The organism is Anaerovibrio lipolyticus LB2005 (genome assembly GCF_000621545.1).
GTDB lineage: Bacteria > Bacillota > Negativicutes > Selenomonadales > Selenomonadaceae > Anaerovibrio > Anaerovibrio lipolyticus_A.
This window is the reverse complement of the sequence record NZ_JHYA01000010.1, coordinates 86,192-102,545: the sequence shown is the minus strand read 5'-3', so window position 1 is coordinate 102,545 and position 16,354 is coordinate 86,192. Positions and strand designations below refer to the sequence as shown.

Sequence of the window (16,354 nt, the reverse complement as noted above, 5' to 3'; positions counted from 1 at the left end):
AATGTTGTTGCGTGGGAAAAATGCTGTAATCACGGGCTGTAATCGAGGTATTGGCAAGGAAATATTAAAGGTATTCGCCAATAATGGGGCTAACGTATTCGCTTGTGTACGAAATGTAAATGACGATTTCTTGCAGTATGCTTTAGAATTATCTAAACAGAATTCTGTAAAAATTTTTCCGGTTGGTTTTGATCTTCTTGATGAGCGGGGAATGAAAACAGCTGTAATGGAAATTAGGGCAAAAAGAATGCCAATAGATATTTTAGTCAACAATGCTGGCGTAATGTCAGAAAATGTGCTTTTTCAAATGGACTCAATACAAAATTTAAAAAAAGGATTTGATGTAAATTTTTTTGCACAAATACATTTTACACAGTATATTTCTCGTCTTATGATGAGAAACAGCACTGGTGGCAGTATAGTTTTTATTTCTTCCATAGCAGCTCTTGATGGAGTGTCGGGCCAGTTAGGTTATGCCGGTGCAAAAGCCGCCTTGGTTGGTTCGGGGAGAACATTGGCAGCTGAGCTAGGCAGAAATAATATCCGTGTTAATATTGTTGCACCAGGTTTGATAGCTACAGATATGGGTAAAGGGTTAGATGTAAAACATGCAGAAGCTATTATAAAACGTTCTTCTTTGGGACGTTGGGGAAAATCGATAGAAGTAGCAAATACAGTTTTATTTTTAGCTTCAGATTTATCAAGTTATATAACTGGGCAGATTGTTCGCGTTGATGGCGGAAAGATTACAGGTTCAAATTTGATTGTTTAATTTTTGATTTATTTACAGCAGGTGATCTTATGGAAAAGATATTGGTTACCAAGGCGACGTTGCCAGAGTTTGATGAATTTACTAATGAGATAAAAGATATTTGGAAATCTCATTGGCTAACCAATATGGGAGTTAAACATCAAGCTTTACAAAAAGAACTGAAGGAATATTTAGAAGCAGAGAATATTGAGCTTTTTACTAATGGGCATATGGCACTGGAGATGGCTTTACAAGCTCTGGATTTACAAGGAGAGGTAATAACTACTCCATTTACCTTTGCGTCCACTACCCACGCTATAGTACGCAATGGCCTTACTCCAGTATTTTGTGACATCAATCCTGATGATTTTACCATTGATGTAAATAAAATTGAAAGCCTGATAACTGATAAAACATGTGCAATAATGCCTGTTCATGTGTATGGCAATGTGTGTGATGTGGAGGCTATAGAAAAAATTGCGCAAAAATATAATTTAAAAGTGGTTTATGATGCTTGTCATACATTTGGAGTTAAGTATAAGGGCGTTGGAACAGCTAATTTTGGTGATGTTTCCTGCTTTAGCTTTCATGCTACAAAAGTTTTTAACACCATTGAGGGCGGAGCAGCCTGTTTCAAGGATCAGGTTTTGGGCCAGAAGCTATATAATCTAAAGAATTTTGGTATTCATGGTCCAGAATCAGTGGAAGCCGTGGGTGCCAATGCCAAGTTGAATGAATTTTGTGCTGCGATGGGATTGTGTAACCTTCGTCATGTTGATGACGAGATTGAGAAACGCAGGAAAATATATGAACTATATTGTCAAGGATTGACTGGTATACCTGGTATACGCTTTAACAAAATCAAGGAAAATGTCCACTCTAATTATGCATATTACCCAATAGTTATTAATCCGGATGAATATGGTGCTACCAGAGATGATGTGATTGATAAATTAGCGGAGCATGACATTTTTGTCAGAAAATATTTCTACCCATTGACCAATGAGTTTGATTGCTATGTAGGTAAAGGGTATGTAGGGGATACTCCAATAGCACACCGTATAAGTCAGCAGGTGCTGACATTGCCGATGTACGGTGATTTGGATGATGTTGTTGTGGAATCAATATGCAAGATAATACTAGAGCAATAATGCGGGCTGCTGTACATAAATAAATGTGTGGTGGCTTTTTACTACTTTAAAGGAAAAAGTTAACTTTAGATAATTTATACAATCTTCGATACTATAACTAAGAAATGTTGATTATTTCAAGGGTTTTGAAAAATAAAGGGGGATAATAATGGTATTTGAGAATTATATAGAAATATTTAATAGATTACAGGATGAAGAATCAAAACACCTTTTCACACTAATGATTAAGAAAAGTATGTCTGATCACCAGATGGAATTTACTCCAGAATTGGCTAAATATTGTCATAAGCCTAAACTTGATGAGAGATTAGTTAACAAAATTAAAGATTGTGAAGGGATTATTATATATGGTTGTGGGGAAGAAGGACGATTGTCTAAAGTAGCGCTTGATTGTTGTGGTTACAGTATAGATTGTTTTTGTGATACATACAAAAATAATATCGAAGTTGATGGCGTGGAGGTTATTAGCGTTGAAAATGCTATAGAACAATATCCTAACCATTTATTTATTGTGGGGTCTGAAAAGTATGGGATATCGATGTTTCAAAAATTGATTATTAATAATGTACCAGAGAAGCAAATATATATACCGTGGAATGGAATTGTGATAGGCTCAAACTGGGAAAAACAGTATATTGATGTTTTTTCAGCTCCGTCTGATGGTGTTTTGATAGATGGTGGTGCTTATGATGGAGCAACTGCCAAGATATTTATGAATTGGGTCGGTCAAGGTAATTATTCCAAAATCATTTGTTATGAGCCTGAACCAAGGCAAGCTGAAAATATAAAACAAAAGATAGAAAAAGAGGGATTGGAGAATATTGAAGTGATAAATGCTGGGTTGTGGGATTCAATAGAAGAATTGAATTTTAATGTTTCTGGTGCTGGTTCTTCAATCGTTTCCACTGGGCAGATGGTTATAAAATGTACCACCATTGATGATACTATAAAAGAAAAGGTTTCCTTTATAAAAATGGATATAGAGGGGGCGGAGCTAAAAGCACTACATGGTGCAGAAAAGATAATTATCAGGGATAAACCTAAGCTGGCCATTTGTATTTATCATAAAAAATCGGATATTTATGATATAGGCTCTTATATTATAAGTATTTGGCCGGAATGTAAAATGAAAATAAGACATTATACCACATACGCTTCAGAGACTGTTTTATATGTAGAATAAATAGGGAGGATATATGAAAATTGCGATATGGGGAGCGGGTTTTTACGGGAAAATATTGAAAGAGCATTTTGAAAATGAGCATGAGGTAGTGTGTTTTTTTGATAATTTTTTGTCAGAAGAGACAGTTGAGGGTGTTAAGGTATATAAAAGTGACAAAATTAATAATATTGAGTTTGATGTTTTATATATATCAAATATGGATGCTGAAAATGTTGCTAATATCAGACAGCAAATAGGGAATTTAGGGTTAAATATTATAAGCCTATATGAGGAGAATAAACTCCAAGAACAAGTTCTTGTTCTTGATGAATATCAAAAAATTAGAAATAATAACTTTAATGGGGCAGTTTTACATATTTTGACCAATGATAAGTTCACGAATGGCTACATTGATTTTATGCAAAAAGACTTACAAGGATATAACCATATATTTTTTGTGTACAGAAATTCTTTTAGGAAAAGTGCTAAGAAGAAACAAGTGTATGAAATTATTAACATGAGAGAGTTTTTAAACCATAAGTTGGTTTTAGACTTATTACAGCCTGTAAAAAAAATAATATTGTCAGGTATATTTGATACGGACATGATTTTATTGTATCCCCCTAAATTACTAAAAAAAACATATATGCAATTTTGGGGCGGAGATTTTTATGTTTTTAGATATGATGCGAATAAAAGGAAAATATTAAAAACGTTTAGTACTGCCATTGATTCATGTGCTGGAGTATTAAATCTAATACATGAAGACTCTTTGGCAATTAAAGCAATATTAGGATTGGAAACAACTAAATTCTACGAAGTACCAATGCCATCACACTATAACTTTATTGATGAGAAATACAAATATGAAAAACAAAAAGGGGACATAACAATAACATTGGGGAACTCTGCTACGCAGGAGAATAATCATAGAGAAGCTTTTGCATTGCTAAAGCACTTAGTTCGTGAAAAAGTTAGAATTTGTGTGCCGTTATCTTATGGGGAAGAACATTATCGGTTGGAAGTCATACAATGTGGGAAAGAAATTTTAGGAGATATATTTTATCCAATGTGCAAATTCATTCCATTTGGTCAATATTTGCAGTATTTAGCAAATTGTGATGTTGGTATTTACAATAATGATAGACAGCAAGCGTTGGGAAATATTATTGCATTGTTGTATTTTGGTAGAAAGGTATACATTAGACAAAATACATCGATGGCATCTTTTTTCAAAAGAATAGGGATAAAAACTTATGATGTGATTAAATTATCTCGGGAAAGCATAGAGGAAATTTTATTCCTCCCAGATGATGTAAAAAAAAGGAATATGGATATTATTAAGGCATATTATTCTAATGCTACTATTGCAAAAAAATGGAAACTAGTATTAGACGAAAATGATTAAATGGTATTATAAAGTGGGGACTGTAATATGATTGGGGATTTGTTTCACTTTGTCGCCTGCCAAAAAAAAAGTAGTACTGAACTATGGATTTGTACGTTTAATGAGAAAGCACTTGCTTCTGTTAATCTGGAAACAGGAGAAAGTCACTTAATAGATGGTCCATCAGGATTTTCTGTCATGGGATGGGCTGGGAGTAACATTTTTTTAATAAAAGATGAATTTCTTTTTTTGGTAGAATTAACCGGTAGAAGACTTTTAAAATATAATTATAAACTGGAGTCAACGCAATGCTATGCATTTATGAAGGGGCATTATAATTGCAGTGACTTAAATTATCTATTAGCGTTTATTTTTGATGGATATGTGTGGGTGTTCCCAAAATACGAATCGATAATATATGCTTTTGATATAGATAAAAACGAAGTTTTAGAATATGATATTGGAATAAACGAACAAGAGAAGTTAGATTGTAAAGGAGAGGTAGTGTTTATTAAGGCACTAAAAAAAGATTTAGAAGTCAGGCTGTATTCACCGAACTTAAAGAGAGTGTACACATTTAATTTATCCAATAAACAAATACGGTATGATTCATTGCCTTCAAATTTGAGTGAATGCCTAGATATTACTATTTTTGATAACATTTTTTTTGCATTAACTAAAAAAAATGAGATATATTGCTGGAAAGAAAGTGAGCTGCTAGCAAAAAAAATACTGGATTATTCCAGTATTGAAAGTGGTTTTTCCAGAATTGTTGCTACAAAAGTCAATCTCTGGATATTACCTAGTAGATATAACGAAATTTTAGTTTATAATTATAAAAAAAATAGGGTTGAGAAATATTTAGATTATCCAGAAGGATTCGCTTTTAACGAAGAAAATGAGAGACAATCGAGATTTTATCTTAGCTGTGAAGAAGATAGCATTGAATATTTTTCAATGTGTGCGACCAGCCACATGCTTTATATTAATAAAGAAGATGGTAAGGCTGAGTGGTTAAAAATTAATGGACCTTCAATGGAAGAATTTGTGGCATTATACCAAAAAAGTAAAGTTGGTGTTGTTACAGAAAAAATGCTACCTTTAGAAACATTTTTAAATATTTTGTAGTGAGTTGCGGTTGGGTGCTTGGAACCTTTGGGGAGAAATTATGGGACGGATTGTTATTAGTTGAGGTTAAGCAGTTTACAACTTGGTCAGATGCAGAAAGGTGCCATAATGAATTATATATAGGAATATGTACGACCAAGATTTTATATTATGAGATAAAAAAATAGTTAATAAAAAATGTGTTTTAGTTGATACTGAATTGACGTATTGAAGTTTGGGAGATAGGTATGAAGATAGCAACCATTTTATTTACATATAATCGGCCTGAGCACACTAAATTAGTGCTTGATTCTTTAAAAAATAATGACCAGTTGCCAGAAAAATTATTTATTTTTCACGATGGAATGAAGGATGGTACTGATGTCGATAAGTGGAATCAGGTAGAGAATATAATACATGACGTGAAGTGGTGTGATACGGAAATAATAAGTAATAAAAACAATAAAGGATTGAGTGACTCAATTGTAGATGGTGTGAATTATGTCTTCAATTACTTTGATGCTGTAATTGTGTTAGAGGATGATTGCGTGACTCATCACTTGTTTATGGATTACATGAATGCAGCACTAGAAAAATATAAGGATAAAAAACAGGTATTTAGTATAGGTGCTTCTTCTGAAGAAGTTATGGTTCCACCCAATGGGTGTGATGCTTACTTCGGTGGGAGAATTGAGTCGTGGGGTTGGGGTACTTGGAAAGATAGGTGGCAATTTTTTAAACGAGATTATCGCATAGTTGCAAGAATAAAACAAGATGACAGTTTATATGAATGGTGTCAGATTTGGGGGCAGGATCTGGAAGCAACATTGATTGGGAATGTGCAGGGCAAAACAGATTCTTGGGCAGCTTTCTGGGCTTTGTCAGTAATACAAGAGCGTGGATTATGCTTGGAAGCGTATAGATCGTTAGTGAAAAACATTGGCCTTGATGGAACAGGAGTACATTGTGGAGTAGCTAAAGACGGAAGGGAATTGTTACCTGATAGTGTGGATAGTTTTGTGTTGCCAGATGTAGTAGAAGTCGTTCCAAATTATAAAGAGGTTTTTGCTGACTATTATCCATGGGTGGACCCTGTTATAAGAGAAAAATACTATCGTGATTTCTTAAGTAAATGGGTAGAAGTAACCTTACAACATGGCAGTATTGAAGAATGGTTGTGTAAAAAAAATATATCGAGAATAGGAATTTGGGGTACAGGAAAAATATGTGATTTATTAATTGATAGTTTTAGTAATTCTATAAAGGTTACTTCAGTAATTGAATCACATCCTATTTCAGAAGATTATAAAGGGATACCAGTAGTCGTGCCTGAGGCAATTTCCAATGAATTGGATGCGGTGCTTGTGATACCGGGGTATGATTTGGAACGTATCAAGTCTAAGGTGTCACAACAAATTAGGTGCAAAATTATACCAATAGATAAAGTTGTAGATAGGCCGTGATACTACTAAAAATATTAATGTTGGAGCAACATCATAAGGGGGAACTATGGGGAAGGTTTTGGTTTTGCTTTATCATAGGGTTAGAGATTATAATGACGATCCTCAACTGTTATCAGTAAAAGTCGATAATTTTTCAGAACAGATAAAATGGCTAACAACGAATTATAATGTGGTTAGTTTTGATGATGACTGGGATAATATTGATGGTGAGGCTGTTTGTATAACTTTTGATGACGGATATAGGGATAATATTTTGTATGCTGCACCTATATTGGAAAGATATAATGCCCCAGCAACAATTTTTGTGTCAACAGGAAATATTGATACAGATCGTGAATTGTGGTGGGATGAATTAGAACGGAATTTGTTGATACCACGTAATTGTCCTAAAGAATTCGTGTTGGAAGATGACGTATTTGGTTATCACTTTGCTACATATGATAACGCACAAAGGCTTGAAACATACAAATCGCTTCATTGGTTGATGAAGGATTTTGTCACTGTTGATAAAAGGGAGAAGTGGCTTGGTGCTCTACGAACATGGAATGGGATAGATGAGACTGGTAGGAAAGATAATATGCTTTGTAGTTCGGAAGAATTGAAGATAGTTAATCATAAGATTATTCATATAGGGGCACATACTATACATCATCCACGGTTATCCACACTAAATAATGAGGAACAATTTGAGGAGATAAGTAAATCCAAAGAGAAATTAGAGCAATTATTAGGTTATGAAGTAACCACTTTTTCATATCCATTTGGTGGAAAAATGGATTATACTAATGAAAGTGTTAATATATGTAAACAATTAGATTTTAAGCGGGTGGCTGCAAATTATCCAGGCGTTTGGACAGATGGAATGGATAATTACCAAGTTCCCAGGAATATTATAAGAGATTGGCCTATCGAGATTTTTAAAAATAAGATAAAAGAATTTTGGGAGGCATAATGTGTGCATTAAGTTTATTGGTAAAATAAATAATGATGATGTATTAGGGCAGACTTCGGGGATTATTATTTGCGGTGCAGGTAGTATGCTCGATAAGTTGGTATATCATCTTAAGGAAAGAAAGCTTTATAACAGAGTAAGGGCTATTGCAGATAATGATCCAGCCAAATGGGGAACAGAGATAAATGGAGTAGTAGTTCAGTCTTATAATGAACTTGTGGAAAAATATTCAGATTTAGATTACATAGTATACAATTATTATTCAAAGGATATTTTTTATCAATTGGTAAAGGAAAAAATTAATAATATTCATTTAATCAGAAATCTGTGAGAAAAAGACTATGAAAATATTGTATTTTTTAGCACATCCTAATAATATTGGTGGAGCCGCAAAAGTTTTATTAAATCAAGCCCTTATTATGCAATGTATGGGACATTGTATTAAGGTTGTTATTCAGAATGATGTAAATGGCAATCATTCTAAGATTTATGATATTTTATGCACCGAAAATCAATTGGAGCATATGGCGTTGCAGTATCCAATTTCAACAAGTATTGAGGGGATTGATATATTAGGTTGCTTGGATAGTTATGATGATGTGCTGCAATGCGTAAGGGATTTTAATCCTGATATTTTGCATAGTGTACAGTTAAATATAACAGTGGAGTTGGTATCACGAGAATGCAAAATTCCGCATATTATGAATATATATCCTGTAAAAGAGCATTCTTTTGATTACGAGTGGTTTGATATTTTCCCGCAGTATCATAGCTGTGATTCATTGTTTTTTTGTAAAAAATGGGAAAATGGGTTGGATATTATATCTAGATGTGTTCGAGTGGCCTATAATGCACTTCCTGTTTCGACAGAAAATGATTGCACTATTAAATCGAAGTACAATCTGATATGTATTGGTACTTTAGCTGCACATAAAAATCAGTTAGAAATAATAAAGTTTATTGAGTTCTGTAAAAAAAAGGGTGAAGAGGTTTATTTAAACTTAGTTGGTAATAATCAAGGGGCGTATGCCATTAAGTGTAAAGAGTATGTAATATCTCACAAATTAGATGACTATGTTAATTTTCAGGGTGAGGTCACTCATGTTGAAGCGTATTTACAAAAAGCGGACGCTTTAATACATGCGAGTCATGTCGAATCTTATCCAGGAGTTATAGTAGAAGCCATGGCAAACGGTATCCCCGTGCTAGTATCACCAGCAGGTGGAATAACAGAACTGGTCAAAAATGAATTTAATGGTTTTGTAATTGAAGGACACGGGGCCATGGATATCTATAGAACATTTTTACGGTTTATAGATTACACGACATGCGGTAAAATTAATGCAATCATTACAAATGGGATAATAACATATAATAACAATCATTCTTTTGAGAGTGTTGGCAAGCAATTACTGGCGTTATATGAAGAAGTTTTTCAAAGTGGATTTAATCCTAAACATAAGCAGTTAGATGGGTACGAATATTTAAAGAAAGTTTTTTGTGATTTTACAACTGAATGCAAGGAATACATTAACATGGACTATCTTGCCAGTAGATTATGGTTGTTATATTTTTGGAATAAAAAAATAAAAAAATCACAAAAAACTTTAATATGGGGAACGGGTGAACTTTCGGAGGTTGCTTTGGCAATATGTAAGCTTTTTGATTTGGATTTTAAAGGATTTGTTGATTCTCATCGAAAGGGAAAACATTTAGATTATCCTATTTTTTATCCAAAGTCAGATGTGTTATTATCTGTAGATTATATTTTGGTTTCAGCATCTGGATTGTCTGCGTGTTCTGAGATTGTTAAAGTATTAAAATCGTTTGATTTAATACAAAATGAAGATTATTATTTGCTTGAAGATAATCCGTGCATTTTTTAAGTAAATAATAAGTGTTCAGGTGGTGTAATCATGGCGGAAACAAAATTTGTGGTAAAAATCTCTATCGTCACAGTCAGTTTCAATAGTGCCAAGACCATTGAACAGACTATAAAAAGTGTTATAAATCAAAGCTACAAGAATATAGAGTATATCATCATTGATGGCGGCTCTACAGATGGGACACTAGATGTAATAAAAAAATATGAGCCATATATTTCTTATTGGGTTAGTGAGCCTGATAAGGGTATTTATGATGCCATGAATAAGGGGATAAAGGTTGCAACGGGAGATTTGATTGGCTTTATAAATAGTGATGATTGGTATGAAACCACTACTTTGGCTAGGTATGCAAAGGTATTTTCCTGTACAAATGCGGATGTAATATATGGTGATTTAGCTATTACGGATAATAATGGTAAAATACAGCAAATACTTAAGTATAAGGATGTAGATTTCACTCATATTTATACGGGCATGGTGATCCCACACCCAACCACCTTAGTAAAAAGTAATATTTTAAAAGAAAAGATGTTTAATACTCATAATAAAATGGTATCTGACTATGAGTTGATTATGAGTTTAATACTTGAAGGATATTCATTTCAGTATATTGGTGAAGGCATTGCTAGCTATTTTCGCGATGGTGGAGTCTCGACATCTCAAAAGTGGTTGGGGTATAGGGAATATCGGAAGGTTCTAAAAAGCACCCTCAAGAAGTATTGTGTTAAGCTAAATGATGATATTAGAAAACAGGTTCATAATAAAAGAATATTCAAGATAGTCGATTACATTATTGAGAAGAAAAGTGTCATCCTATCGCAGGTATTAAATAGTGATTTTTACATAAAGAAAAACAAAAGAATAGTAGTATTTGGTGCTGGAGAAATTGGTGAAAAAGTTGTAAGTATGCTTAAAAAATCTAATTGCGAGGTACTTGTTGTCGATAATAGCACGAAACGGCAAGGTGAAGATTTCTTTGGCATTACTATTCAATCACCTAATATATTGAATAGCTTGACTTATGGTATGGTCTTGATTGCTAACTATATGTATTCTGGAGAGATACTTTCTCAGATTAATAGTATGGAGATTGACAATAAGATAGATGTGTTCTCCTTTACGGACTGGGGACGATATATAATATCAAAGGTTGTATTTGGTAAATAAGGCTTAAAATGAGGGCTTTGGTATGATTAAAGTGTACATTTGGGGCGTAGGTGCTGCAAGGATAATGATTCGTGAGGCATTGAACACCGATAAATGCGAACTGAAGGGATATATTGATAATAATCCTGATAAAATTGGGCAAACGGTTGATAATTTGCCAATTTTTAGTTTGGGGATGGTGCTGGAGTATGACTATATTATTGCCTCTATTAGGGAGTATTACGCGGTAATTCACCAATATAGAGAGTCGGGTAAAGTGCCGGATAAATTGATTTGTTTCTTCGATTCTGAGTCTTTTGCCCAATACGCAGATATAGGAATATTGGACAGATATACGTGGGAGAATGTTTTACTTAAAGAGGAAAATAAAAAAATAAAGCTTAGGTTACGCAATAATAAATATGAAGTTCTTGATGCTTATAGAGGTTACTCAGTGACATTCCCTAAGCTTGGTGACACAAGTGAGGCAATAAATAAAATGGCTGATGGGGGCTGTTCATTTATTCGTTTTGGTGATGGTGAATTCGAAATAATGGCTGGCAAAAACAGGGCACCTTTCCAAAGATGTTCGGATGAATTGGGGTTACGTCTTAGAGAAATTGTACAGGTCAATGAAAAAAATTTATTGCTAGGTATAGCGGATAACTACGGTGAATTGGACAAATATACTGAAGATATAGCAGATGGTATAAGAGAGTACATGACAGAAGATGTTAGGAGGTTTCATTTATCAGTATTGAATATGTCCATGACATATTATGACGCCTATATGTTTAAACCTTATATGCCATACAAGGACAAGGAAAATACACCAAGGCGAATTGCTAATATAAAGCGGATTTGGGACAATAAAAACATTGTAATTATCGAAGGGGATAAGACACGTACTGGGGCCGGAAATGATTTACTGGATAACGCTGCAACAATAGAGCGAGTGTTGGCTCCTACCAAGAATGCTTTTGACAGGTATAATGAGATAAAAAATAAAGCTATGAACTTGCCCAAAGATAAACTGATACTGATGGTTTTAGGGCCGGCGGGTAAGGTTTTGGCCTATGATTTATTTAAGGCAGGGTATCAAGTGGTTGATATTGGGCAAATTGATATGGATTATGATTGGTACAAAGCGGGATTGGGGTATAAGGTGAGCAATAAATATAAGTATGTTTCCCAAATTGCTGATCAGGAAATTCTGGATATTGATGATCCCAAATATTACGGTCAGATTATAGCGAAGATATTGTAGTTTAGGATGATAGCTGTATGAAAGAAACTTTAGTAAAGTTAAATTATGAATATAACCACACATCGGATACATACTCTGATGGTGATGTGGAAGAAACATTGTTGCAATTTGTTAAAGAGAATGAACAATACGATGCAATTGCAGCAGCGACGGACAGCTTTCCGATTTTTTATCATTTGTCAAAAGAGCGTGAATGTATTGTGGAACCAATGATGATTTCCAAGAATGATACAGTGCTGGAAATTGGTTCTGGATGTGGTGCAATTACAGGGGCATTAGCTAAACGGGCAGCAGTGGTTAATTGTGTGGAGTTGTCTGAGAGACGGTCCATGATAAATGCTTATAAAAACCATTCCTGTGATAATGTGGAAATATATGTGGGTAGTTATCAGGATGTGCATCTGGACAGACAATACGATGTTGTTACCCTTATAGGTGTGTTCGAATATGCAATGCATTATTTCCATTCAGATAATCCTTATGTGGATTTTTTGTTGGATGTTCTCGGTAAAGTGAAAGAGGGCGGACAATTGTATATCGCCATTGAAAATCGCCTGGGTGCAAAGTATTTATCTGGATGTATCGAAGACCATGCGGGCTACGCCTATGAAGGTATTAACGGCTACCCAAAGTATAAAAATGCCAAAACATTTTCATATAACGAATGGATTAATTTACTGGAAAAATGTGGGATAAAAAAATATAGGTTTATGTATCCTCATCCTGACTATAAGTTTCCGCGAGTAATATATTCAGATGATTTTTTGCCTAGTGTAGGAGATTTCGTAGAACCATCAAGTAATTATTATAAAAAGAGAGGCAAGTCACTGGATGAAATTCAATTTTTAAATAGTTTAGATATGAAAAACGAGTTTAAGCTGTTTGCAAATTCGTATTTGATTTGTATAACCAAGTAGAATATGCAGGTGAGTATATGTATTGTTTCTTTTGTAAAACAACTCCATATCGAAATCCTTTTTTTCAGATAACAACTAAAATGCTTGCGTTGGATAACGGAGAAAAGGTAGTAGTGAAGACCAACACCTATGATGTTGGTAAAGCTAATATTTCGCGTATTGCTTCTATAATCGAGAAGGTTAAAAAAGTATTCGGTGATAGTTATGCTTCATGTGAATATAAAGATGGTAGCTTATTTTATGAGTATTTGGAGAATGCAATTAGCTTTGATGATTTATTAAAAAATACTGTTGATTCCGGTGATTGGGCCAAAGTTGAGTTATTGCTTCAAAAGTGGAAGAGTATTATTGTTGGCAATGCTAATCTGGTTTCTTTTGATAATTCAGCACAGTTTAAACAGTATTTTGGTACTTCAGGTACTGTTCTTGAAGGAGAATCAGCTACAGACCTATCTAATCTTGATTGTTCGGCAGAGAATATTTTATTGAATAAGGATCAGAATAGCTATAAGGTGGTCGATACCGAGTGGGTTTTTGATTTTACCATTCCTGTAGAATTTATCCAGTATTATACAATTAGACTATTTTGCAAAAAGCATTATGATAAAGCTATGCTGGGGAAAATGCTTTCTTTGGCAGGAATAAAAGCGGTTAATTGTGAAAAATATGATAAAATGGTGGCACATTTTTATGATTATATTTCACTTGATGATAAAGGGATAGATTACAGAACTCTAGGCAGTCATTTCTTAAAGGCAGTATACAATGATAATTGCAAAGAAACCGAGTATCAGTACGTATTTCCAGTGGATGTTATACCAGATAATACCAGGGTGGCTGTATATGGTGCCGGTGATGTGGGACGGGACTATGTAGGTTATTTAAAGAATAGTGATAACTATAAATTGTCTGCTTGGATAGATAGAAACTATGAAAGATTGTCGACTCCAGCCCAAGAAATCATCAGTCCTCAACAGATTAATGAGAAAGAAATTGATTTTGTGTTGTTGGCAGTTTGTAACAGAGCAGTAGCTGGTGAAATGAAAAAAACATTGTTGGACCTTGGTGTGCCACAGGATAAGATATATTGGGATGAGAAGTCGTTAATGTGATGACTAGGAGCATAGCATGAATAAAGTGGTTATAGTTATACCGATATATAGTGAAAAAATATCTGATGTAGAATTAATAGCTCTAAAACAGCTAGATAAGGTGCTATATGCTTATCCGAAGGTTTTTATTGCTCCTCGTGGACTGGAATTTTCCTATGGCAGTTTTTGTGAAATGTGGGATGTCGTGGAGCTTGATAAGGACTACTTTACAGGGACTGTATCCTATAGTAGTCTGCTATTATCAGTGGATTTTTATCGAAAATTTTCTGATTATGAATATATGCTTATTTATCAATTGGATGGCTTCGTGTTTTCCGATAGATTATTTGAATTTTGTGAGTTAGGATTTGATTATATTGGCTCTGCCTGGCCGATGAATCATAGGTATACTATAGGCCGTAGACGGGCAAAAATTGGAAATGGTGGAGTATCGTTGAGAAAGATATCTTCAACCATAAAGTTGTTGGAACAGAAGGAAAAAATTATAAAAACATATCATTTGGAAAATATGTTTTTGAAGGTGGAGGATTATTTCTTTTCATTTTGTGGCAGTAAAGAAAATCTCAATTTTAAAGTTCCAGCCATCCCAGTTGCTAGAAAGTTTTGCTTAGATTTCCCGACTGATTTACCGATGGCCTTAAAATGTTTTAAAAAAAGGGATATTCCATTTGCATTGCACGGTTGGAATAAAAGTGGGTGTATAGATTATTGTTTGGAACAAATCAATAAATGTGGATATGTAGTGCCAAAAGAAGGTATGCTTTATGACTATCTTAAAATGATAAAGACATATCTTAGTGCATATATTATAGATAGGTGTGTTAGGTATAATTATAAAATTTTGGGTGATATACTGAAGCGTATAATCCGAAGACCTGTAATTATCTGGGGGGGCGGAACCTTTGGTATTAAATGCAAGGATATGTTGGAGTACACTGGTATTACTATAGAATGCTGTTTTGATAGAAAACCGCAAAGATGTGATATAAAAGGGATTTCTATAAAACAACCAGATGATAGCATTATTGCAAGCCATAATTATTGTATAGTGATTACACCTTTTGCTTATGAAGATGTAATAGCCGATGATTTAGAGGCAAAAGGATTAGTCGAATACGATGATTTTATAAAATACAGTAGCATTGCAGATACACTCATTCAAGAGTATTTTGGAATATATACATGGATGAAAGGATAATCTTTGGCAAGAAAAATGGTAGAAATGACAGATGAGGTCCTCCAAAAGCTACGTAAGATTAATTTGGAGATGCTTCAGGAAATAGATAGAATTTGCAGGAAGAACAACATAAAGTATTCTTTGTGCAGCGGGACCCTTATTGGAGCTGTGCGTCATGGAGGATTTATCCCCTGGGATAATGATGCTGACGTAAATATGCTGCGAGAAGAATACGAAAAGTTTTTTGAGGCCTGCAAAAAAGATTTAAATACCGAAAAATTCTTTTTACAAGAATTTCGCACTGATGAAAATTACCGTTGGGGGTTTTCTAAACTTCGATATAATAATAGTGTGTATCTTATGCCAGGTCAGGAAAGGACCAACTGGCATAAGGGGATTTTTGTTGATATTTTTGTTTATGATGGTGTGCCGGATAATTACTTTTTGCGACGCATTCACCTGTTCATATGCTATTGCATAAGAAAAGGATTGTATTCATTTTTTGGACGGTATAACGCTGATAGCCTATTTATGAGATTGTGGTATAAAGCATTGTATACTATTCCTCGTAGCTGTTGGATTAGTTGGCTAAATATAATGGTAAAGCTGTCAAATTTAAATCGTCATGAATTAGCCAGAAACTTGACATATCCAGAACGCAAAGAGGCAAAGTATGGGATGCCACGGAAGTGTTTTGATGAATACGAGGATAGGGACTTTGAGGGGTATACCTTTAGAACATTTAAGGATTATGATTCTTTTTTAACTTGTATGTACGGAGATTATATGACTCTGCCACCAGAAGAGGATCGAGTTGGTTTCCCGTTAATAAAACTTAAATTCCCAGAAGATATGAAGTAAAGAGATGAAATATAT

The 16,354-nt window shown here is 34.1% G+C and carries 15 protein-coding genes; all 15 read left to right on the top strand.

Going from position 1 to position 16,354, the window contains the following annotated elements:
• The first annotated feature begins 1 nt into the window (after position 1).
• Positions 2 to 772 (top strand): SDR family NAD(P)-dependent oxidoreductase, encoded by a 771-nt coding sequence (locus T355_RS0108735; RefSeq protein ID WP_027397424.1) that lies wholly within the window; start codon positions 2 to 4, stop codon positions 770 to 772.
• A gap of 29 nt (positions 773 to 801) precedes the next feature.
• Positions 802 to 1,902, top strand: a complete 1,101-nt coding sequence (locus T355_RS0108730; RefSeq protein WP_027397423.1) for a DegT/DnrJ/EryC1/StrS family aminotransferase — start codon at positions 802 to 804, stop codon at positions 1,900 to 1,902.
• A 148-nt stretch (positions 1,903 to 2,050) separates the two neighbouring features.
• Entirely contained in the window at positions 2,051 to 3,085 is a 1,035-nt protein-coding gene (locus T355_RS14795) for an FkbM family methyltransferase (protein ID WP_051555490.1), read from the top strand.
• Positions 3,086 to 3,098: 13 nt separating this feature from the next.
• Positions 3,099 to 4,472, top strand: coding sequence for a TDP-N-acetylfucosamine:lipid II N-acetylfucosaminyltransferase (locus tag T355_RS0108720; RefSeq protein ID WP_027397422.1), 1,374 nt, complete (start codon positions 3,099 to 3,101; stop codon positions 4,470 to 4,472).
• A 27-nt stretch (positions 4,473 to 4,499) separates the two neighbouring features.
• A complete protein-coding gene (locus tag T355_RS0108715; RefSeq protein WP_027397421.1) occupies positions 4,500 to 5,579 on the top strand; it encodes a hypothetical protein in 1,080 nt (359 codons plus the stop codon).
• A 227-nt stretch (positions 5,580 to 5,806) separates the two neighbouring features.
• Positions 5,807 to 7,021: a glycosyltransferase family 2 protein gene (locus T355_RS0108710; RefSeq protein WP_027397420.1), complete on the top strand. Its 1,215-nt coding sequence runs from the start codon at positions 5,807 to 5,809 to the stop codon at positions 7,019 to 7,021.
• Positions 7,022 to 7,067: 46 nt separating this feature from the next.
• Positions 7,068 to 7,973, top strand: coding sequence for a polysaccharide deacetylase family protein (locus tag T355_RS0108705; RefSeq protein ID WP_027397419.1), 906 nt, complete (start codon positions 7,068 to 7,070; stop codon positions 7,971 to 7,973).
• Between the two features lies 1 nt (position 7,974).
• Positions 7,975 to 8,304 (top strand): hypothetical protein, encoded by a 330-nt coding sequence (locus T355_RS0108700; RefSeq protein WP_027397418.1) that lies wholly within the window; start codon positions 7,975 to 7,977, stop codon positions 8,302 to 8,304.
• A gap of 10 nt (positions 8,305 to 8,314) precedes the next feature.
• On the top strand, positions 8,315 to 9,859 hold the full coding sequence (locus T355_RS0108695) for a glycosyltransferase family 4 protein (RefSeq protein WP_027397417.1): 1,545 nt from the start codon (positions 8,315 to 8,317) through the stop codon (positions 9,857 to 9,859).
• A 30-nt stretch (positions 9,860 to 9,889) separates the two neighbouring features.
• Entirely contained in the window at positions 9,890 to 11,026 is a 1,137-nt protein-coding gene (locus T355_RS14790; protein WP_051555489.1) for a glycosyltransferase family 2 protein, read from the top strand.
• 22 nt (positions 11,027 to 11,048) lie between these two features.
• The gene (locus tag T355_RS0108685; protein WP_027397416.1) at positions 11,049 to 12,272 is read left to right on the top strand and encodes a GT-D fold domain-containing glycosyltransferase; all 1,224 of its coding nucleotides are present in this window, start codon (positions 11,049 to 11,051) and stop codon (positions 12,270 to 12,272) included.
• A gap of 17 nt (positions 12,273 to 12,289) precedes the next feature.
• Positions 12,290 to 13,189, top strand: a complete 900-nt coding sequence (locus T355_RS0108680) for a class I SAM-dependent methyltransferase (protein ID WP_027397415.1) — start codon at positions 12,290 to 12,292, stop codon at positions 13,187 to 13,189.
• Positions 13,190 to 13,302: 113 nt separating this feature from the next.
• Positions 13,303 to 14,301 (top strand): hypothetical protein, encoded by a 999-nt coding sequence (locus tag T355_RS0108675; RefSeq protein WP_155851699.1) that lies wholly within the window; start codon positions 13,303 to 13,305, stop codon positions 14,299 to 14,301.
• Between the two features lie 16 nt (positions 14,302 to 14,317).
• Entirely contained in the window at positions 14,318 to 15,499 is a 1,182-nt protein-coding gene (locus tag T355_RS0108670; RefSeq protein ID WP_027397413.1) for a DUF5672 family protein, read from the top strand.
• Positions 15,500 to 15,568: 69 nt separating this feature from the next.
• On the top strand, positions 15,569 to 16,339 hold the full coding sequence (locus T355_RS0108665) for a LicD family protein (protein WP_197019573.1): 771 nt from the start codon (positions 15,569 to 15,571) through the stop codon (positions 16,337 to 16,339).
• Positions 16,340 to 16,354 lie beyond the last annotated feature (15 nt).

Bases quoted from the DNA above. Each gene is read 5' to 3' on its own strand.
- T355_RS0108720 (WP_027397422.1), top strand. From the start codon at position 3,099: ATGAAAATTGCGATATGGGGAGCGGGTTTTTACGGGAAAATATTGAAA.
- T355_RS0108710 (WP_027397420.1), top strand. From the start codon at position 5,807: ATGAAGATAGCAACCATTTTATTTACATATAATCGGCCTGAGCACACT.
- T355_RS0108735 (WP_027397424.1), top strand. From the start codon at position 2: ATGTTGTTGCGTGGGAAAAATGCTGTAATCACGGGCTGTAATCGAGGT.
- T355_RS0108685 (WP_027397416.1), top strand. From the start codon at position 11,049: ATGATTAAAGTGTACATTTGGGGCGTAGGTGCTGCAAGGATAATGATT.
- T355_RS0108730 (WP_027397423.1), top strand. From the start codon at position 802: ATGGAAAAGATATTGGTTACCAAGGCGACGTTGCCAGAGTTTGATGAA.
- T355_RS14795 (WP_051555490.1), top strand. From the start codon at position 2,051: ATGGTATTTGAGAATTATATAGAAATATTTAATAGATTACAGGATGAA.
- T355_RS0108695 (WP_027397417.1), top strand. From the start codon at position 8,315: ATGAAAATATTGTATTTTTTAGCACATCCTAATAATATTGGTGGAGCC.
- T355_RS0108680 (WP_027397415.1), top strand. From the start codon at position 12,290: ATGAAAGAAACTTTAGTAAAGTTAAATTATGAATATAACCACACATCG.
- T355_RS14790 (WP_051555489.1), top strand. From the start codon at position 9,890: ATGGCGGAAACAAAATTTGTGGTAAAAATCTCTATCGTCACAGTCAGT.
- T355_RS0108705 (WP_027397419.1), top strand. From the start codon at position 7,068: ATGGGGAAGGTTTTGGTTTTGCTTTATCATAGGGTTAGAGATTATAAT.
- T355_RS0108715 (WP_027397421.1), top strand. From the start codon at position 4,500: ATGATTGGGGATTTGTTTCACTTTGTCGCCTGCCAAAAAAAAAGTAGT.
- T355_RS0108665 (WP_197019573.1), top strand. From the start codon at position 15,569: ATGCTTCAGGAAATAGATAGAATTTGCAGGAAGAACAACATAAAGTAT.
- T355_RS0108670 (WP_027397413.1), top strand. From the start codon at position 14,318: ATGAATAAAGTGGTTATAGTTATACCGATATATAGTGAAAAAATATCT.